The organism is Quadrisphaera sp. KR29, assembly GCF_052644995.1.
This window is the reverse complement of record NZ_JBQXXG010000015.1, coordinates 62,090-83,354: the sequence shown is the minus strand read 5'-3', so window position 1 is coordinate 83,354 and position 21,265 is coordinate 62,090. Positions and strand designations below refer to the sequence as shown.

The following is a 21,265-nucleotide window of genomic DNA, read 5'->3' as shown; positions in this document are numbered from 1 at the left end:
GGTGGCGAAGGCCCAGGACGTCCGCCCCGTGATCACGCTGCGCTCCACCGCGGGCACCGGCTCCACCTACGTGACGCGCAAGAACCGCCGCAACGACCCCGAGCGCCTGGTGCTGCGCAAGTTCGACCCCGTCGTGCGCCGCCACGTCGACTTCCGCGAGGAGCGCTGAGCATGGCCAAGAAGAGCAAGATCGCCAAGGACCTCCAGCGCCGCGAGGTGGTCGCCCGCTGGGCCGAGCGCCGCGCCGAGCTCAAGCGGCTCTCGACAGCGGCCACTGCCACCGAGGAGGAGCGCGCTGGCGCGCGCGCCGCGCTGCAGCGCCTCCCGCGCGACGCCAGCCCCACCCGACTGCGCAACCGCGACGTGGTGGACGGGCGCCCCCGTGCCGTCTACCGGAAGTTCGGGCTCTCGCGCGTGCGGCTGCGCCAGCAGGCGCTCGCGGGCGAGCTGCCCGGCGTCACCAAGTCCAGCTGGTAGGCCCGACGAGCACGAGGAGGACTGCGTGGAGAACGACCTGCACCCCGAGCACGGCCCCGTGGTCTTCCGCGACAGGACGGCGGACACCGCCTTCCTGACGCAGTCCACGGCGGTCTCCCGGGCTCGCGGCACGGTCGAGTGGGGGGACGGCCGCACCCACCCCGTCATCGACGTGGTCCCCCGCAAGCGGGTGGTACCCCCAGTCTCCTCCGCGAGCCACCCGTTCTGGACCGGGCGCGCCCGCGTGCTCGACTCCGAGGGGCGCGTGGAGGAGTTCCGCCGCCGCTACGGGCAGCGCTCGCAGTGACCACCTCCTCGTCCTCCTCGTCGTCGTCACCGGCCGGCCCCCTGGTGGCGGTCTGCACCGGCCACCGGTGCGCCGCGCTGCGGCGCCTGGACGGCGAGGACGACGAGGTGGGCGCCTCGCTGCGGCATGCCGTGCGCGCCTCGCGCGGCGGGGTGCTCGTCTCCAGCCCGTGCGTCGGCGCGTGCGCGAGCGCGCCCGTCGCGGCGGTGGGGCAGCGCGAGGACGGGCGCGAGCGCCCCGACGTCGTCGTCTGGCTCGGGCCGCTCGACGCCGGCGACCGCGAGCACCTCGCCGCGTGGGTGGGCGGGCTGGGCGCGGTCGGAGCACCGCCCGGGCTCAGCGGAGCCGGCGACGTGCCCGCTGCTCTGCGGCCCGCTGTGCTCGCCGTCCGGGGGCCTGCTGCTCATCAGGTCCCTGACCACGGCCGAGGGGCTGCGCGTGGGCGGGGGACCCCGGAGCACCGGGGGCAGCAGGGCGCCGCACCGACGCGCTCGCCACGGCGGCCGCCGCCACCGCCGTCGTGAGGGGCACCGACAGCGCCACGCACGCCCCGCCGATCGCCGTGCGGACCACCTCCTCGGCCAGCGCCGAGGAGCTGACGGCGTCGACCCAGCGCGGGTCGGTCACCGCGAGGATGACCAGCACGGGCAGCGCGGCGCCCGCGTAGGCGAAGGCCACCGTGTACACGGTGGAGGCCAGGTGGTCGCGCCCCACGCGCATGCCCGACCGCACCAGGGTGGTGAACGAGGCGCCGGGCGCGTGCTCGCGCACCTCCCACACCGCGGACGCCTGCGTGATGGTCACGTCGTTGAGCACCCCGACGCCGGCCAGCACGATCCCGGCGACCACCAGGCCCCGCAGGGTCTCCACCGACGTGAGCTGGCCCAGGTAGGCGGAGTCCTCGTCGGACAGGCCCTGCAGGTGGGTGGCGCCCACCGCGACCTGCGCGGCGACGCCGACGAGCACCAGCCCGCTGACCGTGCCCAGGTGGGCCGCGGCGGTGCGCAGGCTGAAGCCGTGCGTCAGGTAGAGGACCACCGACATGATCGCGGTGCACCCCGCCACGGAGACCAGCAGCGGCGGCCGCCCGGCCAGCAGCGCGGGGATCATGAAGAACCCGAGGACGGCGCCCGCCAGCACCATGCCGCCCAGCGCGGCCAGCCCGCGCCTGCGCGCCACCAGCACCGTGAGCAGGGCGAAGGCCCCGACCGCCACCGCCAGCGGGCGGGTGCGGGAGAAGTCGACCCACTGCCAGTCGGCGTCGTAGCCGGGCGTGGGCGGGAAGTAGCCCAGGTCCACCCTGTCGCCGGGCCTGATGCCCCCCTCAGCCACCTGGGCGGGCACCGGCACCTGCACCTGCTGCCCCGCCGAGGGCCCCTCCAGCACGGTGGCGGTGAGCACCGGGCAGCTGGCGGTGCTGGGCACGGTCCCGTCGGGCTGGCGGTCCAGCGACGTGCCCGGGCAGGTGCGCCGCTCCACCGAGACCGCTGACGCCGCCACGTCGACGACGACCGACCCTTCGGCGCCCACCTGCTCCCGCAGCGCCGCCAGGGTCCCCGCGGGCGGCCACAGCAGCGCCACCCCCACCGCGGAGGCGAGCGCGCACACCACCGCCAGGACGACGACGACGCGGCGCGCGAGCGCGCCCGCGCGGACGCCGTCGCCCGGACGCGTCCCGTCGGGGCGCGGGTGCCCGTGGCCGACGTGCTGGTGCAGGTCCGAGGCCACCCCTCCATGGTCTCGGCAGGCCCTGGCGCGCGGGCGGTTTCCGCCCACGCGACCCACCCCGGCGGCCCCGCGGCAGCGCGGGTGCCCCCGCCCGGTGGTGGCGCGCGAGCCCCGCCCGGTGGCGGCGCGGGCCGCGAGGGGCAGGGTGTCGGCCATGGCCCTGATCCGCTGCGACTTCTTCTCCGACGCCCTGGGACTGTCCACGTCGATGCAGGTGGTGCTGCCCCAGCCGGCCGCCTCCCAGATCGGCATGGCCAGCTCCGGCGGGGACGAGCCCCCGCCGGTGCTGTACCTGCTGCACGGGCTCTCGGACGACTGCACCACCTGGACCCGGCGCACCTCGGTGGAGCGCTACGCCTCCGAGCTCGGCCTGGCGGTGGTCATGCCGCAGGTGGCGCGCAGCTTCTACCTCGACGGCGCGCACACCGGTGCCTACTGGCAGTTCCTGTCCGAGGAGCTCCCCGCCGTCGTCCAGCGGTTCTTCCGCGTCTCCACCGACCGCGAGGACACCTTCGCCGCGGGCCTGTCGATGGGCGGGTACGGGGCGCTGCTCTCGGGGCTGCGCCAGCCGGAGCGCTTCGCGGCCGCGGCGAGCCTGTCGGGGGCCCTCGACGTCGCCGGGCTGCAGCGCGAGGACGCGCACGACGTCTTCTCGCACGTGCTCGACGCCCCGGCCGAGGGCACCTCCGCCGACCTGTTCGCCCTCCTGGACGTCGTGGACCCGGCCACCGCGCCGGACCTCTACGTGCGCTGCGGCACCGAGGACGCCCTGGTCGGCTCCAGCCGCCGCTTCGCCGCCGCCGCCCGCGAGCGGGGCTTCGCCGTGACCGAGGGCTTCGACCCCGGCGCGCACGAGTGGGGCTACTGGGACCGCACCGTCCAGGACGTGCTGGCCTGGCTGCCGCTGCGCCCCCGCTGAGCGGGGCTCAGCGCGTCGGGGAGGGCGCCCGCAGGAGCTCCAGGCGCGAGCCGGCGCCGCCGAGGACCGCGCCGAGGGCCTCGTTGAACCGCGCGTTGGCGGGGTGGTCGAGGTGGGCCTGGAAGGCGGACGCGGAGGCGTACCGCTCCAGCACCACGACCGAGTGGTCCTCGGCGTCGGAGGCGTAGACCTCGAAGCGCTGGTTGCCGGGCTCTGCCCGCACCGACTCCCCGTACTCCTGCAGCATCCGCAGGACCCGGGTCAGCTGGGCCGGGGGCACCGCGATGGTCGCGATGAGGTCCACGGCTCCGGGTTCGTCCACACGATCCTCCCTGGATGGCTCGGTGACCGCGCGCGCACCCGCTGCGGCGCTGCTCCCCGGCGCACCAGCGCTGGGGAGCAGCACCGCGGCGGGACCGCGGGTCAGCTGGTGGTGACCTGCTCCTCGGCGGGCACGGTGACCGCGCCCGTCATGATCGCCACGCCCTCGCCCATGGTGTGGGTCTGCGGGGAGATCACCGCCGCCCGGCGCCCGAGGCGCTGGACGTGGATGCGGTCCGCCACCTGCCACACGTGGGGCATGTTGTGGCTGATGAGGATGACCGGCAGGCCGCTGTCGCGCAGCTGCTCGATCATCGACAGCACGAGGTTGCCCTCCTTGACCCCCAGCGCCGCGGTGGGCTCGTCCAGGACGACCACCTTGGAGCCGAAGGCCGCCGCCCGGGCGACCGCCACCGCCTGGCGCTGGCCGCCGGAGAGGGTCTCCACCGCCTGGCCCATGTCCTGGATGGTCTGGATGCCCAGGCGCTTGACGGAGTCCCCGGCGCGCTGCTTCATGCCCTTCTTGTCCAGCATCCTGAACACCGAGCCCAGCACGCCCGGCCGGCGCTCCTCCCGCCCGAGGTACAGGTTGGAGGCGACGTCGAGGGCCGGCGCGACCGCGAGCGTCTGGTAGACGGTCTCGATGCCGGCCTCGCGGGCGTCCTGCGGGCGCTTGAAGCTGACCACCTGCCCGTCGAGGCGCAGCTCCCCGGCGTCGGGGACCACCGCCCCGGTGAGGGCCTTGATGAGGGTGGACTTGCCGGCGCCGTTGTCGCCGATGACGGCGAGGACCTCACCGGGGAACAGGTCGACGTCGACGCCGTCGAGCCCGACGACCTTGCCGTAGGTCTTGACCAGGCCGCGGGCCTGCAGGACCGGCTGCGCGCCGGCCGTCGAGGGGGTGCTCACGCCTTCACCTTCCGGATCCACTGGTCGACCGAGACGGCGACGATGACGAGGATGCCGATGGTCAGCACGCGGTACTGGTCGTCGACCCCGGCCAGGGACAGGCCGGTGGCGAAGGCCTGGACGATGAGGGCCCCGATGAGGGTGCCCAGCACGCCGCCCCGGCCGCCGAACAGGCTGGTGCCCCCGATCACCACGGCGGTGATCGACTGCAGGTTCGCGTCGGCCGCGGCGTTGGGGCTCGCCACCCCGGCGCGCCCGATGAGCACCCACGCGGTGATGCCGTAGAGCAGCCCCGCGGTGGTGTAGACGCTGAGCAGGACGCGCTTGACGCGGATGCCGGCCAGGCGCGCGGCCTCCATGTCGTCTCCGACGGCGTAGACGTGGCGGCCCCAGGCGGTCTGGCTGAGCGCGAAGCCGACCACCACGTACAGCACCGCCACGATGACCACACCGGTGGTGACGTAGAAGGTGCCCGGTCCGAAGGGCCGGATCGCCTCACCGGTCCACGTCATCAGGCCCGGCAGGTCGTTGCCCTGCACCGACTGGCCGCCGGAGTAGAGCAGCGCGATCGCCGTGAAGATCGACAGCGTGCCCAGGGTGACGATGAACGGCGGCAGGTTCACCCGGGTCACCAGCCACCCGTTGAGGGCGCCGGCGCCCACGCCCAGCAGGACGCCGATGAGGATGGCCAGCACGGCCGGGACGCCGTTCTGCGCGGCCAGCGTGGCCATGAGCATCGTCGACAGGATGGTGATCGCCCCGACCGACAGGTCGATGCCGGCCGTCAGGATGATCAGCGTCTGGCCGATCGCCAGCGCCGCCACGATGGCGGTCTGCTGCACCAGCAGCGACAGCGCGTTGGGCTGGGCGAAGTTCGGGTTCAGCGCGGTGAACACGAGCACGGCCAGCACCAGGATCAGTGCGGGGCTGATGGCGGGGTAGGAGTGCAGCAGGTGCTGCACCCGCTGCAGCGGGGTGTGCTGGCGGCGCGCCAGCTCCTCGGCCGCGGACGCCGGGGCGCTGGCCGGGCTCGTGGTCGTCATGGTGCGGTCAGCCCCAGCAGACGTCCGCGCCGTCGGCGGACGTGATGCTCTCCACGCCGTCGACCGGCTTGTCGGTCACGAGGGCCACGCCCGTGTCGTAGAAGTCCAGGCCGGGGCTGGTGGTGGGCTCGGTGCCGTTCTTGGCGTAGTCGGCGATCGCCTTGACGCCCAGCTCGGCCATCTTCAGCGGGTACTGCTGGGAGGTCGCGCCGATGACGCCGTCGGCCACCGACTGCACGCCGTCGCAGCCGCCGTCGACGGAGACGATGATGACGTCGTCCTTGCCGGCCGCCTGCAGCGCGTTGTAGGCGCCGGTCGCCGCGGGCTCGTTGATCGTGTAGACGACGTTGATGTCCGGGTTCTTGGTGAGGCAGTTCTCCATGGCGGTGCGGCCGCCGTCCTCCGCGCCCCCGGTGGGCTCGTTGCAGACGATGGTGTAGTCGCCGCCGTCGTACTGACCGGTCGGGGCCTCGTCGCCGTTCTTGGCCTTGTCGGCGGTGTCGATGCCCATGCCGGTCAGGAAGCCCTGGTCGCGGTTGTAGTCCACCGAGACGACCTTGTCGTTGAAGAGGTCGAGCAGGGCGATGGTCGCCGGCTGCCCGCCGAGCTGGCCCTTGGCCCACTCGCCGATGAGCTGGCCCGCCTTGAAGTTGTCGGTGGCGAAGGTGATGTCGACGGTGTCGGCCGGGTCCGGCGGGGTGTCCAGGGCGATGACGTAGAGGCCCGCCTCGCGCGCCTTCTCGATGGCGCTGTTCACGCCCGGGCCGTTGGGCGTGATGATGATGCCCTGCTGGCCGGCGGCGATGGCGTTCTCGATCAGCTGGACCTGGCCCTGCTCGTCGCCGTCCTCCTTGCCGGCGCCGACGGTCAGGTCGACCCCCTCCTTCTCGGCCTCCGCCTTGGCGCCCTCCTGCATGGCGACGAAGAAGGGGTTGGTGGAGTCCTTGGTGATCAGGGAGACGGCGACCTGGTCGCCGCCGCCACCGCCCTCGGCGCCTGCGGAGCCTCCGGAGGTGTCGCTGCCGCCGCACGCCGCCAGCGAGGTGACGGCGAACAGGGAGGCCGCGAGGACGGCGGAACGGCGCAGGGCGGTGCGGCGGGACGCGTGGCTCAGCACGGGGGTGCTCCTTCCGGCGCAACCTCGCGCCGATAGACAACGTTGTCGGGTAGAAGGTTCACTCATCACCACCACGTCGGTCAAGGGCTTCAGCAGAACCGTGACCTCGCGGTGACAACGGTGTCCATCACAGGGGAGACGAATCCGTGCAGCAGGTCCGCCCGCGCGCCACGATGCGGGAGGTGGCCGCCCTCGCGGGCGTGAGCCTGAAGACGGTCTCGCGGGTGGTCAACGACGAGCCGGGCGTCGCGCCGGCGGTCCGCGAGCGGGTGCGGACCGCCGTGCAGCAGCTCGACTACCGCCACCACCGCGGCGCGAGCGACCTGCGCCGTCGCGAGCGGCGCGGCGGGGTGGTGGGCGTGCTGGTGCAGGACGTCGCCAACGACTTCTCCGCCCAGCTGCTGCGGGCCATCGAGGACCGCGCGCGCCAGCACGAGCTCGTGGTGCTCGCCGCGAGCCTGGACGAGGACCCCGACCGGGAGCGGGCCGTGGTGTCCGACCTGGTGGCCCGCCGGGTGGACGGCCTCGTGCTGGTGCCCGCCACCGACCGGCAGGACTACCTGCTGCCCGAGCAGCGGGCGGGCCTGCCGCTGGTCTTCGTCGACAGGGCGCCGCGCGGCATCGCCGCCGACGCCGTCACCGTGGACAACGCGGCCGGGACGCGCGCCGCCGTGGAGCACCTGCTGGAGCGGGGCCACCGCCGCATCGCCTACCTGGGCGACCTGCCGCACATCGCCACCGCCCGCGAGCGCCACGAGGGGTTCGCGCAGGCCCTGGCCGCCGCCGGCGTGGACGACCGCCCCCCCGCCCAGCTCGGGGTCCGCGACGAGGTCCAGGCCCGCGCCGCGGTCCTGCGGCTGCTCGAGGACCCCCACCCCCCGACGGCCCTGGTGACCGGGCGCAACGTGCTCACCACCGGCGCCCTGCGGGCGCTGCGCGAGCGGGGCGCCGAGCACGCCGTCGCGCTGGTCGGCTTCGACGACCTCACCCTCTTCGAGATGGTCGACCCGGGCGTGAGCGCCGTCCAGCAGGACGTCCGGACCCTGGGCTCCACGGCCGCCGACCTCCTGGTGGCGCGCCTGCGCGGCCACGACGGCCCGCCCGAGCACGTCGTGCTGCAGCCGCGCCTGGTCGTGAGGTCCTCCAGCTCCGTCCCCCCGGGCGACCGGGCCCGCCGGGCCGTGGAGACCAGCGCGTGAGCGGCGCCGAGGAGCCGCGCAGCTGCGGATGGCGAGCGCGCAGGAGGTCCGCGCCGCCACGGGCCAGGCGATCGGCGGGGTCGCCCCGGTGGGGCACCCGGCGCCGCTGCGCACGCTGGTCGACGAGGCGCTCGCGGAGCACCCGCTGCTGTGGGCGGCCGGTGGCACCCCGCACACCGTCGTCCCGCTGACCCACCGGCAGCTGCTGGCCGTCACCGGTGGCACGTCCTGCCGCGTGGCGTCCGGCTGACCGCCTCCGCCGCAGCGAGCCGGCGGGCCGGCGCGCGCGTGAGAGCAGGTCGGGGCGCGGTCCGCACGTCGGGCAGGGGCGCCCGAGGGCGCCCAGGATGCTGGCGTGACGGTCTCGAGCAGCCCGGTCCTGGTCCTCGGCGCCACCGGTGACGTGGGCGGTGAGGTGGTGCGCCTGCTGGTGGCGGCCGGTGAGCAGGTGCACGCCCTGCACCGCTCACCGGAGCAGGCGCAGGGCCTGGCGGCGGCGGGCGCGCGCCCGGTGCTGGCCCGCCTGGGCCAGCGCGAGGAGGTGGCTGCGGCGCTGCGCGACGTGCGCCGGGTGCTGCTGCTGACGCCGCCGGTGCCCCACCAGCTCGAGCTGGACCGCCAGGTCGTCGAGCTCGCCGCGCAGGAGCGGCTGGAGCACGTGGTGCGCATCTCCGCCAGCGACTCCCACCTGCGCTCACCTGTGCCGTGGGCGCGGGCCCACGCCCACGCCGACCACCTGCTCGCGGCCACGGACCTGCCGTGGACGGTGCTGCGCCCCTCGGCCTTCCTGCAGAACATCACCCGCCAGAGCCCCACCGTCCGCCGCGGGGTGCTGCCCCACACCGCCGGGAGGGGCGCGGTCTCGTGGGTGGACGCCCGCGACGTGGCGGCCGTCGCCGCGGCGGTCTTCGCCGACGGGCCGCAGGCGCACCTGCGCGCCACCTACTTCCTGACCGGGCCGCAGAGCCTGTCCTACGGGGAGGTCGCCGAGCGCCTGACGGCCGGGCTGGGCCGGCGGGTGCGCGCGGTGGCGCTGCCGAAGGCGGTCTACCGGCTGGCGCTGCGCGCCGGCGGTGTCGACGCGTTCACCGCCGCGGGCCTGGGCGCGCAGTTCGCCGACGTGGTGCGCCACCAGGTCGACGTCGACGTCACCGGGGAGGTCGCGCGGCTGACCGGGCGGCCGCCGCGCGACCTGGACACCTGGGTGCGGGAGAACCGCGACCAGCTGGTCTGAGCCGCCCTTCAGCGCTCCGCGGGAGGCGCCGGGGCCTCGGCGGGCTCAGCCGTCTCGGGGGGCTCAGCCGTCTCGGGGGGCTCAGCTGCAACGGAGGGGCCGGCGGCTGCAGCCTCGGGGGCGAAGGCCGCGTCGGGGTCCCGCAGCAGCTGCTGCGCGGCCTCGGCGTGGGCGGCGACCTCGGGGCGCGGTGAGCCGGCCGCGGCCTCCAGCACCACCGCGGCGGCCGGGCCCAGCTGCACCAGGACCCGGCTGAGGCTGCGCTGCAGCTCCGCGTCGCCGCGGCCGAGCTGCCCGGCCAGCAGCTCGGCGAGCCGGGTCCGCTCGGCGGCCGCCGCCGCGTCCACCGGCCGGTCCTCCTCCAGGTCCTCCCGGGGCGTCAGGGCCACGGCCGCGCGCCAGGCGGTGCGGGCGACGACGTCGTCGGGGTCGGCCAGCAGTTCCGGGGTGATCCACGGCCGCGCGCTGCGGTCGAGCAGCTTGGACAGGGCGTGCAGCGCCTGCGCGCGCGCCTGCGGGCGCGGGTCGTCCAGCTCCGGGCGCAGCCTCGCCAGCACCGGCGCGTGGGGCAGGCGCGTGAGCACCCACGCCAGGGTGTCGCGCACGAACGGGTCGGGCTCCACCGCGGCGCGCTGCACCACCGCCTCCAGGTGCTGGGCGTCGGGCCAGGTGCCCAGCGCCATCGCCGCGCGCAGCCTCACCGACACCTGAGGTGACGCCAGCGCGGCTGCGGCGCCGGCGGCCTGCGCCGGGCCCGCCGTCCTGTCCGTCCTGTCCGTCCTCGGGTCCGACGTCATCGTGACCACCTCCTGTCCCAGTGAAGGCCCCCGACCCGTCGGGCACCCAGGCGGCCCCGCCCCGCGGCCCCGGGCGGGGTCACAGGCGCGGGTCGACGGGCTCGGACTCCAGCGCGAGGACGGCGAACACCGCCTCGTGCACGCGCCACAGCGGCTCGCCCCCGGCCAGGCGCTCCAGCGCCTCCAGCCCCAGCGCGTGCTCGCGCAGCGCCAGGCTGCGCTTGCGGCCCAGCTGCCGCTGCCCCAGCCGCTCCAGGTCACCCCGGTAGCCGGGGCCGTAGACGAGCCGCAGGTACTCCGGGCCGCGCACCTTCATCCCCGGCTGCACGAGCCCCCTCGGTCCTCGCAGCGCGGCCCCGGCGAAGGGCTTGACCACCGCCCCCTCGCCGCCCGCGGCCGTGAGCTCCGTCCACCAGGCGGTGCCGGCCTCGCAGGACGCCGCGTCGGTGGTGTCGACCCGCTGCCGCCGCGTGGCGCGGAACAGCTGCGGGTCCGCCTCCACCAGCCGGTCGGCCACCGACAGGTGCCAGCCGTGGTCGCGGTCGGCGAACACCACCGCGCCGCCGGGCGTCCCGGCCGCCAGCACCTGGAAGGGGGCCAGCTGCACCCCGTCGAGGCGGCCCTCGGCCACGCCCGTCGGCCACACGTACCGGCGGTAGGCCTCGGTGAACTCGGCGGCGTCCACCTCGCGCTGCCGGGTCCGCTCCAGCAGCGCCCCCACGTCCAGCCCGCGCGCCGCCGACCGCTCGAGGACGGCGACGGCGGCCGGCAGCGCCGCGCGCGCTGCCGCGCCGACAGCGGCGTACTGGCCGCGCAGCAGCTCCTCGGCCTTGGCCGACCAGGGGAGCAGCTCGGCGTCGAGCAGCAGCCAGGGGTCAGCGTCGCCGTCCTCGCCAGCAGAGCCGCACAGCTCCTCCCACAGCCCCGCGCGCTCGGCCGCGGAGCGCACGCCGTCGAGCAGCGCCACCGCCAGCTCGTCGCCGAAGAACGACCGCCCGGTCCGCGTGTGGACCACCCCGCCGGTCGACGACCACGGCGCGAGCCCGTCGCGCGAGCGCGCCACGAGCACCACGGCGCGCGAGCCCATGTGCTTCTCCTCGCACAGCAGGTCGGTGACGCCCGCCTTCCGGTACGCCTCGAACGCCGCCTGCGGGTGCTCCAGCAGGTCGGGCGCCTCCGCCCAGCCGCCGGCCGGCGCCATGGTCGCCGGGAGGTACCAGAGCAGGTGCGGGTCCACGGCGAACCGGCTCACCACCTCCAGCGCCCCCGCCGCCTGCTCCGCGGCGACGGCCACCCGGCCGGCCAGCCGCGTCTCGACGCCGCGGCCCGTGCCGTCGGGGGAGAGGACGACAGTGAGCGCGAGGTCGTCGTCGTCTCTCACCGGTGGCTTCCGCACCAGCGGCTCCACCGGCTCGTGGTGCACCGCCTCCGCCGGCACCTGCACGGTCTCCCGCTCCGGCCACCGCAGCGCCGACAGCTTCCCGCCGAACACCACGCCGGTGTCCAGGCACAGCGTCCCGTTGACCCACTCCAGCTCCGGCGTCGGCACGTGCCCGTAGAGCACCGTCGCCCGGCCCCGGTAGTCGCGGGCCCAGTCCAGCCGCACCGGCAGCCCGAGCTCGTCGGACTCGCCCGTCGTGTCGCCGTACAGCGCGAAGCTGCGCACCCGCCCCGACGCCCGGTTGTGGTAGGCCTCCTTGAGCCCCGCGTGCGCCACGACGAGCTTCCCGTCGTCCAGCACCAGGTGGCTGACCAGCCCGTCGGCGAAGCCGCGGACGCGCTCGCGGAACGCACGCCGCTCGTCGTCGTCCTCGATGGCCGCGATCTGGGCGAGCGTCGCCTCCAGGCCGTGGGCCACCGAGACGTCCTTGCCGTCGAGCGCGCGGACGAGCTTGGCCTCGTGGTTGCCGGGCACGGCGAGCGCGTGCCCGGCCTCGACCATCCCCATGACCAGGCGCAGGACGCCGGGGGTGTCCGGGCCCCTGTCGACCAGGTCGCCGAGGAACACCGCGCGGCGCCCGTCGGGGTGCGCGGCATCGACGGCGCGGCCGCGCTCGTCGCGCGCGAGGGAGTAGCCGAGCTCGCCGAGCAGGGTCTCCAGCTCCGAGCGGCAGCCGTGGACGTCACCGATGACGTCGAAGGGCCCGTGCTGGTCGCGCAGGTCCGAGCGCAGCGGCGTCCTGACGACGCGCGCGGCCTCCACCTCCTCCACCGAGCTCAGCACGTGCACCGTGCGGAAGCCCTCCCGCCGCAGGGACCGCAGCGACCGGCGGAGCGCGTCGCGGTGGCGCTTGACGACGTGCGCCCCGAAGTCGCGGTCCGGGCGGGCGGCGTTGCGCTCCAGGCAGACCCGCTCGGGCAGGTCGAGCACGATGGCGACGGGGAGGACGTCGTGGTCGCGGGCCAGGGCCACGAGCTGGCGGCGCGCGTCGGCCTGGACGTTGGTCGCGTCCACCACCGTGAGGCGGCCGCGGCGCAGCCGGACCCCCGCGATGTGGTGGAGCACGTCGAAGGCGTCGGCGGTGGCGGCCTGGTCGTTGACGTCGTCCGCGACGAGCCCGCGGCAGTGGTCGGAGGAGACCACCTCGAACGGCCCGAAGTGCCGCGCCGCGAACGTCGACTTGCCCGATCCGCTGGCGCCGACGAGCACCACGAGGCTGAGGTCGGGGACCTCGAGCACCCGCTCGGCCTGCTCGTTCACGCCGCCCCCTCGGTGCTGTCGCGCCGGGTGAACACGGCCATCTGCGTGGGCGGGCCGACCTCGTCGTCGTCGATCCCCACCGGTCTGACGACGACGGCGTAGCCGCGGCGCTCGGCCACCTCCGAGGCCCAGGCGGCGAACTCGGCGCGGGTCCACTCGAAGCGGTGGTCCGGGTGCCGGAACGCCCCCGCGGCCAGGGCCGGGTAGCGCACGTTGTGCTCGGCGTTGGGGGTGGTGACGACGACCGTGCGCGGCCGGGCGTGCGCGAAGACGCTGCGCTCCAGCGCGGGCAGGCGCGGCGGGTCGAGGTGCTCGACCACCTCCACCAGCGTCACCGCGTCGACGTCGGCGAGGCGGTCGTCGCGGTAGGTCGCGGAGGTCTGCAGCAGCTGCAGCCGGGCCGCGACGGAGTCGGGCAGCCGGTCCGTGCCGATCCGGCGGGCGGCGCGCTCGAGCTCGCGGGCCGAGACGTCGGCGCCCACCACGCGCGTGAAGCGGGGGTCGCGCAGCAGCTCGCGCACGAGGCCGCCCTCGCCGCAGCCGAGGTCGACGACGCTCGCGGCACCGGCCTCGCGCAGAGCGGCGAGCACCGCCTCGCGGCGCAGCACCGCCAGCGGCGTCGCCCGCTCGGTGCTGTCGCCCGCCCCCTCCTCCTCGATCGCCGCGGGGGTGGCGTCGTCGACGAGGGCGGGGGAGGGGATGCCCTCGACGTCGTCCAGGCGGGCGACCGCGTCGCGGACCAGGGAGCGCTGGTGGCGCAGGTAGCGCGTCATGACCAGGTCGCGCTCGGGGTGGGCGGGCAGCCAGTCGCCGCCGGCGCGGACCAGCTTGTCCACCTCGTCGGCGCTGACCCAGTAGTGCTTGGCGTCGTCGAGGACGGGCAGCAGCACGTAGAGCTGGCTCAGGGCGTCCGCCAGTCGCAGCGTGCCGCGCAGGCGGGTGTCGACGACGCGGGAGGCGCCCCACTGCGGCACCTGCGGGTCCAGCGGCTGGGCGGCGGCCTCGACGTCCCAGCCCAGCGGCGCGAACAGGCGCTGCACCAGCGGGGCCCCGCCGCGGCTGACGAGCGACGGGACGTGGACCTCCAGCGGCAGCGGTTGCCCCGGCAGCTCGGGGCGGGCGTCGCAGCGCCCGGCGAGCGCCGTCCTGAACACCTTGCCGAGCGCGACGGCGAGCAGGGAGGACGCGACGTAGGGCCTGTCGTTGACGTGGTCGGCCAGGGCGAAGCCCTCCGGCGCCTGCCCGCGGCCGCGGCCGCGCTGCAGGGCGGCGGTGTCGACGTCGAGCAGCAGGGCCGCGGTGGCGCGCTCCTCGCCCGCCTCGGGCCACAGCACGTGCGCGGTGCCGCCGAACACCTCGCTGGACTGGGCCCGGTCGGGGTGCTTGTGCAGGAGGAAGCCGAGGTCGCGGGCGACCGGCACCGCCGGAGACGCCACCAGGCTGATCGTCAGGAGCACGTCGCCATCCTCTCCACCCTCCGTGATCATGGGCGATCGGCCACCGAGGTGGTCGATCGCCCATGGTCACGGACTTCTCGGCGTCAGTCGCCCCTGGTGCTGACGACCTGCCGCGGCTCGCGGCGGACCTTCGCGAGCAGCCCGTCGGTGGGCTTGTCCACACCGCCATCCTGCGGGGCGGCGCAAGCGGTTTCGGGTCGTCGCGGGCGAGCTCCTCGCCCGTGCCGCGGGGAGTGCGAGGGGGGTGGGCGGGGAGGGGCTAGGCGGAGGCGCGGGCGAGGCTGCGCGCCAGGCGCGCCTCGAGGGAAGCGAGGTCGCCCTCGGGCAGGCGGCGCGCGACGGCGACGAGCGCCGGGGGCAGCTCGGCGGCGTGCTCCCCTCGGCACGCGGAGGCCAGGCTGGCGCCGCGGTCGGGGTGGACCTCGACGGGGGCGCCGGAGGCCACGATCTCGTGGGCCCAGCGGTCGACGTGCGCGGCGAGGGTGGCGGCCATGCCGTGCAGATCGGCACGCGGCGCGGCGGCCTTGAACCCGCGCCCGGAGCCGTCCGGGTGGCGGCGCGGCCCTCCGGTGCGCCTCACAGGGGCTTCACAGCGGCCTCGCCTCGACGCCCCGCCACGGCGCACCTAGGGTCGTCATCACGGTCTCGGCTACTACTGCGGGGATCGTAGAGATCGCCCACAGGGCGACGCCGAGAGGGGCCACCCGTGAGCTCGAGCACCACCAGCACCCGCCGCTCCACCCCCCGGGCCGCTGCCCCCTCGGGCGCGCTGCGCTTCCTGCAGGCGGCCACCGCCCTGTCCGTGCTGGTGGTCCTGGCCCAGTTCGTCACCGCCGGGCAGCTGCTCAGCGGCGGGCGGGGAGCGGAGGAGCTGCACGCCGGGGGCGCCATCGCCCTGCACGTCGTCCAGGGCCTCGTCGTCGTCGCCGCCGTGCTGCTGCAGCGCGCGACGCGCGGTCCGGTCTGGCCGGCGGCGCTGGCGCTGCTGTCCTTCGCCATCGGCTTCGCGCAGGCGTGGACCGGCGACCACGCGGGCCTGGCCGTCCACGTCCCGGGCGCCGTGATCACCACCGTGGTCACCGTGTGGCTGACCGCGTGGGCCTTCACCGGGGCGCGCCGCACCGCCTGAGCCGGGAGCCGCCCGCACCGCGGCGTTCGGCCGCGCGCACCGCGCGTGGTAGGACTTCAGGCGATCAGCCAGCCCGCACCGCCGCGCCCGGCCGCGCCGCGCACCACCGAGGAGCACCTCCCGATGCCGACCCCCCGGGGCGTGGACGCCCAGATCGCCCGCTCGTGGCTGCTCGTCAACGCGGGGCGCCCCGACGACTTCGAGCCGGCCGCCAGGTCGCGCGCCGACCAGGTCATCCTCGACGTCGAGGACGCGGTCGACCCCGCCAACAAGGCCGAGGCGCGCCGGGGCGTCGTCGACTGGCTGGAGACCAGCGGGCACACCGCCTGGGTGCGCATCAACGACAGGACCACCTCCTTCTGGGAGGACGACGTCCGCGAGCTGGCCCACGCCGCCGCCGCCGGCAGCGGCCTGGCCGGCGTCATGCTCGCCAAGACCGAGGCCCCCGAGCACGTCACGGAGACCTTCGACAGGCTCGGCGGCTCCCTGCCGGTCATCGCCCTCGTCGAGTCCGCCCTCGGCATCGAGGAGTCGGTGCGCATCGCCCGCGCCCGGGGCGCCTTCCGCCTGGCCTTCGGCAGCGGCGACTACCGCCGCGACACCGGCACGGCCGCCGACGACCTCGCGATGGCCTACCCGCGCTCCCGCCTCGTGGTCGCCAGCCGCATCGGTGGCCTGCCCGGCCCCATCGACGGCCCCACGGTCGGCTCCAGCCACGCGGTGCTGCGCGAGCAGTCGGCCCTCACGGTGGCCCTGGGCCTGACGGGCAAGCTGTGCCTGCAGACCGAGCAGGTGCCGGTCATCAACGAGGTCATCAGCCCCACGCAGTCCGACATCGCGTGGGCGCAGGACTTCCTGGCCGACTTCGAGGCGCGCGGCCGCGTCGTCCGCGACGGCTCGGACCTCCCGCGCCTCGGGCGCGCCCGCAAGATCATGAACCTGGCGACGGCGCTGGGGATCGTCCCCTCCTCCTGAGCCCGCTGTCGGTGGCGCGTGCCACCGTGGGCCCGTGGACGACGACGACGGCCTGCCCGGCGCCCGCGGCGAGCTGCGGCTGGTGACCGTGCTGCTCACCCTGGCCGTCCCGCCCGCGGCCGACGCCGAGGACGCCGCGGCGCTGGCCGCCGACGCGGCGGCCTCCACGGCGCTGCACGTGGTGCACGCCGCGGGCGTGGAGGGCCACCTGCCCGCCCCCGGGGCCACGGTGGTGCGCGCCGGGCGCCAGCAGCCCTGGACGGTGCAGGCCGTGGGCCCGCGGTCGGTGCGGCTGCGCGACCTCGCCGGTGACGTGGTGGAGGTCCCGCGCACCACCGTGCTGCCCGACCCGCTCGACGCCGGCGGGCTCGCCGAGGGTGCCTGACCGGGTGCAGGGCGCCGCGCCACCGGCTGCACCGCCGGCCGCTCGTCCGCCGCGCTGGGCGCGGTGGGCCTCCGAGGCCCTCGCGCCCGCCCCGCTGGCTGCGGTGGTGCCGCTCGTGGTCGGTGCCGTCGCGGCGGGGTGGAGGGGGGCCGCCCTGGCGGCGGTCGGTGCGGTGGTGGCCGTCCTCCCCGGGGTGCTGCTCGTGGTGGGCCTCGTGCGGCGGGGCCGCGTCGTCGACCACCACCTCCCGGACCGGGCCGACAGGCCCCGCGTGCTGGGGGCGGTCCTCGTGGGCGTGGTCGCCGCTGCAGCGCTCGAAGCAGCGCTGGGTGCTCCGCCGGCGCTGCGCGTGCTCTTCGCGGCCATGGCGGTCCTCCTCGCCGTCGTCGTGGTGGTCTCGACCCGGTGGAAGGTCTCGCTGCACGCCGCGGCCGCAGCGGCGTCGCTGGGGGCGCTGGTGGCGGCGCTCGGGCCGTGGGCACTGGCCGGCGCGCCGCTGGTGGCGCTGCTGGGCGCCGCGCGGGTGGCCCTGGGGGCCCACACGCCGGTGCAGGTGCTGGTGGGCCTGGCGCTGGGGGCGGTCGCCGCCGTCGTGGCCGCAGCCCTCACCGGCTGAGGCGCCCGACGGCCTGCGGATCGGCGGCGCCTCCTCAGGCCTGGGGAAGCGCGGGAGGTGGGGAGCCCGAGGTCCGGTGGGCAGCCCTGCGTCCGGTTCCAGCGCCTGACCCGGACGTCGACCTGCCCACCGGACGTGAGCCTGCCCACCGGCACGCAGGCGACGCCGTGGCGCTCCTCGACTTCCAGTACGATACTGTTTCGTACTGAAAACCGGGGACGCAGAGGAGGACGCGTGGCCGACGACCCGAGGGTGGTGCGCTCGCGCGCCGCCGTGGTGGCCGGAGCCGCCGAGCTGCTGCTCGAGGACGGGCCGGGCGCCGTCACCGTCGACGCCGTCGTCCAGCGCACCGGCGTCGCCCGCTCCACCATCTACCGCCACTTCCCCACCAGCACCGACGTGCTGCGCGCAGCGGTCGACGCGGTGCTCCCCGTCGGCGCACCCGTGGAGCCCCTGGGCGCGCCCGGGCGGGCGCCCACGGCGGAGCAGGCCCGGGAGGCCCTCGGCCGCCGGCTCCACGCCACCGCCGACCAGCTGGCCACCGGGGCCTGGGTGCGGGCCCTGCCCGCGCTGCTCGAGCTGCTGGCGCGCGACCCCTCCCTGGAGGAGCACCGGGCGCAGGTCGTCGCCCGCCACCGCGAGCCGCTGGAGGAGCAGCTGCGCGCCGTCCGCGACGCCGGCCTGCTGCCCGCCGACGCCGACCTCGCCGTCGTCGCCGCCCGCCTCCTCGGGCCGCTGTTCTACCGCCGCCTGGTCAGCGGCGAGCCCCTCAGCCACGAGCTGTGCGACCACCTGGTCGACACCGTCCTCACCCCCGGAGAGCACCGATGAGCCACCCGCACGCCCACCGCGCCGGCCCTGAGCGGCCCACCCTGCGCGCGGAGCTGCGCGACGCCGTCGCACCCCGCACGGTCGCCCTCGTCGTGGCCGTGCTGCTGCTGCAGCTGGGCTTCGTGCTCAGCTACGTCGGCGCCTTCCACGACCCGACCCCCCGCGACGTCGCCGTGACGGTGGTCGGCCCCACCCCGCAGGTGGCCGACCAGACCGCGGCCGCGCTCGACGACGTCGCCGGGCACCCGCTGGAGGCCACCGCGACGACGGACGCCGACGCCGCCCGCGCCGACCTGGCCGCCGACGCGACCAGCGCCGTCCTGGTCATCAGCCCCACCTCCGCGCAGGACCAGCTGCTGGTCACCACCGCGGGCGGCGCCGCCACCGCCACCGCCGTGCAGGCCGTGCTCACCCAGGCCGAGGCCACCCAGGGCCGCACCCTGGCGGTGGAGGACGTCGTGCCCGCGGCCGGCGGGGACGCCCGTGGGCTGTCGGGCTTCTACCTGGTCACCGGGTGGGTCGTCGGCGGCTACCTGCTGGCCGCGCTGCTGGGCGTGGCCCGCGGTGCGCGTCCGGCCACCCTGCGCCGCGCCGCGATCCGCCTCGCGGCCGTGGCCCCCTACGCGGTGCTGTCCGGGACCGGCGGCGCGCTGGTGGTCGGCCCGCTGCTCGGGGCGCTGCCCGACGACGCCGGGACGCTGTGGGCCTTCGCAGGCACCGGCGCGCTCGTGGTCCTCGCCGCAGCGGCCGTGACGATGGCGCTGCAGGTGCTCGCGGGCACCGTCGGCATCGGCCTCGCGGTGCTGCTCTTCGTCGTCCTGGGCAACCCCAGTGCGGGCGGGGCCTACCCACCGGCCCTGCTGCCGCCGTTCTGGTCCTGGCTGTCCGGGGTGCTGCCCAACGGCGCCGCCGTCGACGCGGTGCGCCGGATCGCCTACTTCGACGGCGCGGACGTCGGCCAGCGCCTGCTCGTGGTGGCCGCCTGGGCCGTGGCCGGCGCCGTGGTGGCGCTGGTGGCGGCCCGCTGGCACCAGCTGCGCGCCGACGGCCGCGCGCGCAGCCCCCGCGCTGCCCGCACCCCCGGGCCCGCCGCCGCCTGACCGACCCACCACCGTGATCATGGACGATCGGCCACTCGCAGGTGGCTGATCGCCCATGATCACGGCTGGGGGAGGGGGGACCCCCTACCCCAGGAGGGGGTCCGGGCGCCCGCGCGGGCACCGGAACGGGCCCGCAGGAGGGCGCGCGGGCGCAGCGCCGCCGCCTAGCGTCACCGCTGTGATCGAAGCCCGGAACCTCGTCAAGCGCTACGGCGCCAAGACCGCCGTCAACGACCTCAGCTTCACCGTCACCCCCGGCCACGTGACCGGCTTCCTCGGGCCCAACGGCGCCGGCAAGTCCACCACCATGCGCATGGTCGTCGGCCTGGACCGGCCCACCAGCGGCGCCGTCACCGTCAACGGCAAGCGGTACGCCGAGCACCGCACCCCGCTGGCCGAGGTCGGCACGCTGCTGGAGGCCAAGGCCGTCCACCGCGGCCGCAGCGCCCACGACCACCTGCTCGCCCTCGCCCAGAGCCAGGGCATCGGCCGCAAGCGGGTCGCCGAGGTCATCGACCTCGTCGGCCTGCACGACGTGGCGCGCAAGCGCGCCGGCGGCTTCTCACTGGGCATGGGTCAGCGCCTGGGCATCGCCTCCGCGCTGCTGGGCGACCCCGCCACGATCATCCTCGACGAGCCGGTCAACGGCCTCGACCCCGACGGCGTGCTGTGGATCCGCACGCTGCTGCGCGGCCTGGCGGCCGAGGGCCGCACCGTCTTCGTCAGCTCCCACCTCATGAGCGAGATGGCGCTGACGGCGGAGAAGCTGGTCATCGTGGGCCGGGGCCGGCTGCTGGCCGACACCACCGTGGAGGACCTCATCGCCACCGCCACCGACAGGCCCGTCGCGGTGCGCTCCCCGCAGGCCGGGGAGCTGGGCCGCCTGCTCGTCAGCGCAGGCGCCAGCGTCACCGACGTCGAGGTGGGGGAGCTGTCGGTGACGGGCACCACCGCCGAGCGCATCGGCGAGGTCGCCGCCGAGCGCGGCATCGTGCTGCACGAGCTGCACACCGAGAGGGCGTCGCTGGAGCAGGTCTACATGGCCCTGACCCGCGACTCCCGCGAGTACACCACCGACGACGACGCGCAGCAGGAGCAGGAGGCCGCGGCATGAGCACCGGCACGGACCAGAGCACGACGACGGGCGCGGGCGGCGCCGTCCCCGCTGCGCGCCAGCACCGCTCGAACCACCTCGCCGGCGGCGGCAGCGCCCCGTCGGGCGCCACGCTCGGGCGGGCGGTGCTGGCGGAGTGGACCAAGCTGCGCTCCCTGCGCTCCACCTGGTGGACCCTGCTCATCGCCCTGGCGCTGGCCATCGGCTTCGCCGCGCTGCTGGCCGCGGTGGTCTCCGACCCCGAGAACGCCCAGCCGCAGGGCGGCCCCGGCGTCAACGGCCTGGCCGACCCCGTCGCCACGGCCCTGGGCGCCACCGGCTTCTCCGCCCTGGTCATCGGCGTGCTCGGCGCGCTGGTGGCCTCCGGGGAGTACGCCACCGGCTCGATCTCCTCCAGCCTCATGGCGCTGCCGCGCCGCTGGCCGCTGCTGGTGGCCAAGGCGTCCGTGCTCCTGGCGGTGCTGGTGCCCTTCACCCTCGTGCTCTCCCTGAGCGCGCTGTGGATCGCCCAGGTCGTCTACGGCGACGCCGCGACCATCGACTGGACCGCCTCGGAGACCGTGGTGGCCGTCCTGGGCAACTGCGCCTACCTCGTGGCGGTGGCGCTGCTCGGCCTGGGCCTGGGGCTGCTCCTGCGGGCCACGGCCGGGGCCATCACGGTGCTGGTGGCCGTCGTCTTCGTGGCCCCGCCGCTGCTGCAGCTGGTCACCTGGGACTGGGTGCAGGCCATCGCCCACCGCTTCCCCGACGTCGCGGCCGCCTCGCTGCAGTCGACCCTGGGCACCGGGGTGCTCTCGGACGTGGCCGCCTGGCTGACGCTGCTGGGCTGGGCCGTGGTGCCGCTCGCGCTCGGCGCGGTGGTCCTGCAGCGCCGCGACGCCTGAGCCCCGCGAGCCCCGGCATCGA

24 protein-coding genes and 1 pseudogene are annotated in these 21,265 nt (G+C 76.2%); 15 read left to right on the top strand and 10 right to left on the bottom strand.

Features of this window, described 5'->3' with window-relative positions:
- Position 1: 1 nt before the first annotated feature.
- The 3 genes from rpmG to ACUN9U_RS14135 are packed head-to-tail and all read left to right on the top strand — an operon-like array spanning position 2 to position 784.
- Positions 2–169 carry a 50S ribosomal protein L33 gene (gene rpmG, locus ACUN9U_RS14145; RefSeq protein WP_445485639.1) on the top strand — a complete coding sequence of 56 codons (168 nt, stop codon included), beginning with the start codon at positions 2–4 and terminating at the stop codon, positions 167–169.
- A gap of 2 nt (positions 170–171) precedes the next feature.
- Complete coding sequence (gene rpsN / locus ACUN9U_RS14140) at positions 172–477, top strand: 30S ribosomal protein S14 (protein WP_445485638.1); 306 nt, start codon at positions 172–174, stop codon at positions 475–477.
- A gap of 25 nt (positions 478–502) precedes the next feature.
- Entirely contained in the window at positions 503–784 is a 282-nt protein-coding gene (locus ACUN9U_RS14135; protein WP_445485637.1) for a type B 50S ribosomal protein L31, read from the top strand.
- Between the two features lie 26 nt (positions 785–810).
- On the opposite strand, the gene ACUN9U_RS14130 is transcribed toward ACUN9U_RS14135, so the two are convergent.
- A complete protein-coding gene (locus ACUN9U_RS14130) occupies positions 811–1,071 on the bottom strand; it encodes a hypothetical protein (RefSeq protein WP_445485636.1) in 261 nt (86 codons plus the stop codon).
- 49 nt (positions 1,072–1,120) lie between these two features.
- Positions 1,121–2,512, bottom strand: a complete 1,392-nt coding sequence (locus ACUN9U_RS14125; RefSeq protein WP_445485635.1) for a YibE/F family protein — start codon at positions 2,510–2,512, stop codon at positions 1,121–1,123.
- Between the two features lie 154 nt (positions 2,513–2,666).
- Here ACUN9U_RS14125 and ACUN9U_RS14120 point away from each other — a divergent pair, with 154 nt between their 5' ends.
- The gene (locus ACUN9U_RS14120) at positions 2,667–3,431 is read left to right on the top strand and encodes an alpha/beta hydrolase (RefSeq protein WP_445485634.1); all 765 of its coding nucleotides are present in this window, start codon (positions 2,667–2,669) and stop codon (positions 3,429–3,431) included.
- A 7-nt stretch (positions 3,432–3,438) separates the two neighbouring features.
- On the opposite strand, the gene ACUN9U_RS14115 is transcribed toward ACUN9U_RS14120, so the two are convergent.
- The 4 genes from ACUN9U_RS14115 to ACUN9U_RS14100 all read right to left on the bottom strand — a co-directional run bounded on the left by ACUN9U_RS14115 (position 3,439) and on the right by ACUN9U_RS14100 (position 6,821).
- Positions 3,439–3,753, bottom strand: coding sequence for a putative quinol monooxygenase (locus ACUN9U_RS14115; protein WP_445485633.1), 315 nt, complete (start codon positions 3,751–3,753; stop codon positions 3,439–3,441).
- A gap of 101 nt (positions 3,754–3,854) precedes the next feature.
- Positions 3,855–4,661, bottom strand: a complete 807-nt coding sequence (locus tag ACUN9U_RS14110) for an ATP-binding cassette domain-containing protein (protein ID WP_445485632.1) — start codon at positions 4,659–4,661, stop codon at positions 3,855–3,857.
- Positions 4,658–5,704 carry an ABC transporter permease gene (locus tag ACUN9U_RS14105; protein WP_445485631.1) on the bottom strand — a complete coding sequence of 349 codons (1,047 nt, stop codon included), beginning with the start codon at positions 5,702–5,704 and terminating at the stop codon, positions 4,658–4,660. The genes ACUN9U_RS14110 and ACUN9U_RS14105 overlap by 4 nt, the downstream gene beginning before the upstream one ends.
- Before the next feature lie 7 nt (positions 5,705–5,711).
- Positions 5,712–6,821, bottom strand: a complete 1,110-nt coding sequence (locus ACUN9U_RS14100) for a substrate-binding domain-containing protein (protein WP_445485630.1) — start codon at positions 6,819–6,821, stop codon at positions 5,712–5,714.
- 173 nt (positions 6,822–6,994) lie between these two features.
- Here ACUN9U_RS14100 and ACUN9U_RS14095 point away from each other — a divergent pair, with 173 nt between their 5' ends.
- The 3 genes and pseudogenes from ACUN9U_RS14095 to ACUN9U_RS14085 all read left to right on the top strand — a co-directional run bounded on the left by ACUN9U_RS14095 (position 6,995) and on the right by ACUN9U_RS14085 (position 9,254).
- Positions 6,995–8,020, top strand: coding sequence for a LacI family DNA-binding transcriptional regulator (locus tag ACUN9U_RS14095; protein ID WP_445485664.1), 1,026 nt, complete (start codon positions 6,995–6,997; stop codon positions 8,018–8,020).
- Positions 8,021–8,039: 19 nt separating this feature from the next.
- Positions 8,040–8,270: pseudogene (locus ACUN9U_RS14090) on the top strand (YbaK/EbsC family protein); the annotation flags it as partial.
- 105 nt (positions 8,271–8,375) lie between these two features.
- Positions 8,376–9,254, top strand: coding sequence for an NAD(P)H-binding protein (locus tag ACUN9U_RS14085; protein WP_445485629.1), 879 nt, complete (start codon positions 8,376–8,378; stop codon positions 9,252–9,254).
- A gap of 8 nt (positions 9,255–9,262) precedes the next feature.
- Here the strand turns inward: ACUN9U_RS14085 and ACUN9U_RS14080 are convergent, their stop codons facing one another.
- From ACUN9U_RS14080 to ACUN9U_RS14065, 4 genes are all read right to left on the bottom strand, one after another.
- Complete coding sequence (locus ACUN9U_RS14080; RefSeq protein ID WP_445485628.1) at positions 9,263–10,051, bottom strand: HEAT repeat domain-containing protein; 789 nt, start codon at positions 10,049–10,051, stop codon at positions 9,263–9,265.
- Between the two features lie 79 nt (positions 10,052–10,130).
- Entirely contained in the window at positions 10,131–12,752 is a 2,622-nt protein-coding gene (locus tag ACUN9U_RS14075) for a polynucleotide kinase-phosphatase (RefSeq protein WP_445485627.1), read from the bottom strand.
- Positions 12,749–14,209, bottom strand: a complete 1,461-nt coding sequence (locus tag ACUN9U_RS14070; RefSeq protein WP_445485626.1) for a 3' terminal RNA ribose 2'-O-methyltransferase Hen1 — start codon at positions 14,207–14,209, stop codon at positions 12,749–12,751. Before ACUN9U_RS14070 ends, ACUN9U_RS14075 begins: the two co-directional genes overlap by 4 nt.
- A 259-nt stretch (positions 14,210–14,468) precedes the next feature.
- Positions 14,469–14,789, bottom strand: coding sequence for a hypothetical protein (locus ACUN9U_RS14065; protein WP_445485625.1), 321 nt, complete (start codon positions 14,787–14,789; stop codon positions 14,469–14,471).
- Positions 14,790–14,915: 126 nt separating this feature from the next.
- Between ACUN9U_RS14065 and ACUN9U_RS14060 the strand changes: the two genes are divergently transcribed.
- From ACUN9U_RS14060 to ACUN9U_RS14025, 8 genes are all read left to right on the top strand, one after another.
- Positions 14,916–15,338 (top strand): hypothetical protein, encoded by a 423-nt coding sequence (locus ACUN9U_RS14060; protein WP_445485624.1) that lies wholly within the window; start codon positions 14,916–14,918, stop codon positions 15,336–15,338.
- Positions 15,339–15,461: 123 nt separating this feature from the next.
- On the top strand, positions 15,462–16,313 hold the full coding sequence (locus tag ACUN9U_RS14055; RefSeq protein WP_445485623.1) for an HpcH/HpaI aldolase/citrate lyase family protein: 852 nt from the start codon (positions 15,462–15,464) through the stop codon (positions 16,311–16,313).
- 34 nt (positions 16,314–16,347) lie between these two features.
- Positions 16,348–16,698 (top strand): hypothetical protein, encoded by a 351-nt coding sequence (locus tag ACUN9U_RS14050; protein WP_445485622.1) that lies wholly within the window; start codon positions 16,348–16,350, stop codon positions 16,696–16,698.
- 106 nt (positions 16,699–16,804) lie between these two features.
- A complete protein-coding gene (locus tag ACUN9U_RS14045; protein ID WP_445485621.1) occupies positions 16,805–17,314 on the top strand; it encodes a phosphatase PAP2 family protein in 510 nt (169 codons plus the stop codon).
- Between the two features lie 234 nt (positions 17,315–17,548).
- Positions 17,549–18,145: a TetR/AcrR family transcriptional regulator gene (locus ACUN9U_RS14040; protein WP_445485620.1), complete on the top strand. Its 597-nt coding sequence runs from the start codon at positions 17,549–17,551 to the stop codon at positions 18,143–18,145.
- Positions 18,142–19,245 carry a DUF3533 domain-containing protein gene (locus ACUN9U_RS14035; protein WP_445485619.1) on the top strand — a complete coding sequence of 368 codons (1,104 nt, stop codon included), beginning with the start codon at positions 18,142–18,144 and terminating at the stop codon, positions 19,243–19,245. The genes ACUN9U_RS14040 and ACUN9U_RS14035 overlap by 4 nt, the downstream gene beginning before the upstream one ends.
- A 178-nt stretch (positions 19,246–19,423) precedes the next feature.
- Positions 19,424–20,359, top strand: coding sequence for an ATP-binding cassette domain-containing protein (locus ACUN9U_RS14030; RefSeq protein ID WP_445485618.1), 936 nt, complete (start codon positions 19,424–19,426; stop codon positions 20,357–20,359).
- Positions 20,356–21,243, top strand: a complete 888-nt coding sequence (locus tag ACUN9U_RS14025) for an ABC transporter permease subunit (protein ID WP_445485617.1) — start codon at positions 20,356–20,358, stop codon at positions 21,241–21,243. The genes ACUN9U_RS14030 and ACUN9U_RS14025 overlap by 4 nt, the downstream gene beginning before the upstream one ends.
- Positions 21,244–21,265 lie beyond the last annotated feature (22 nt).

What these genes read in the sequence shown, in the direction of transcription:
- rpsN (WP_445485638.1), top strand. Translation starts at nt 172, where the DNA reads ATGGCCAAGAAGAGCAAGATCGCCAAGGACCTCCAGCGCCGCGAGGTG.
- ACUN9U_RS14120 (WP_445485634.1), top strand. Translation starts at nt 2,667, where the DNA reads ATGGCCCTGATCCGCTGCGACTTCTTCTCCGACGCCCTGGGACTGTCC.
- ACUN9U_RS14105 (WP_445485631.1), bottom strand. Translation starts at nt 5,704, where the DNA reads ATGACGACCACGAGCCCGGCCAGCGCCCCGGCGTCCGCGGCCGAGGAG.
- ACUN9U_RS14095 (WP_445485664.1), top strand. Translation starts at nt 6,995, where the DNA reads ATGCGGGAGGTGGCCGCCCTCGCGGGCGTGAGCCTGAAGACGGTCTCG.
- ACUN9U_RS14080 (WP_445485628.1), bottom strand. Translation starts at nt 10,051, where the DNA reads ATGACGTCGGACCCGAGGACGGACAGGACGGACAGGACGGCGGGCCCG.
- ACUN9U_RS14055 (WP_445485623.1), top strand. Translation starts at nt 15,462, where the DNA reads ATGCCGACCCCCCGGGGCGTGGACGCCCAGATCGCCCGCTCGTGGCTG.
- ACUN9U_RS14035 (WP_445485619.1), top strand. Translation starts at nt 18,142, where the DNA reads ATGAGCCACCCGCACGCCCACCGCGCCGGCCCTGAGCGGCCCACCCTG.
- ACUN9U_RS14025 (WP_445485617.1), top strand. Translation starts at nt 20,356, where the DNA reads ATGAGCACCGGCACGGACCAGAGCACGACGACGGGCGCGGGCGGCGCC.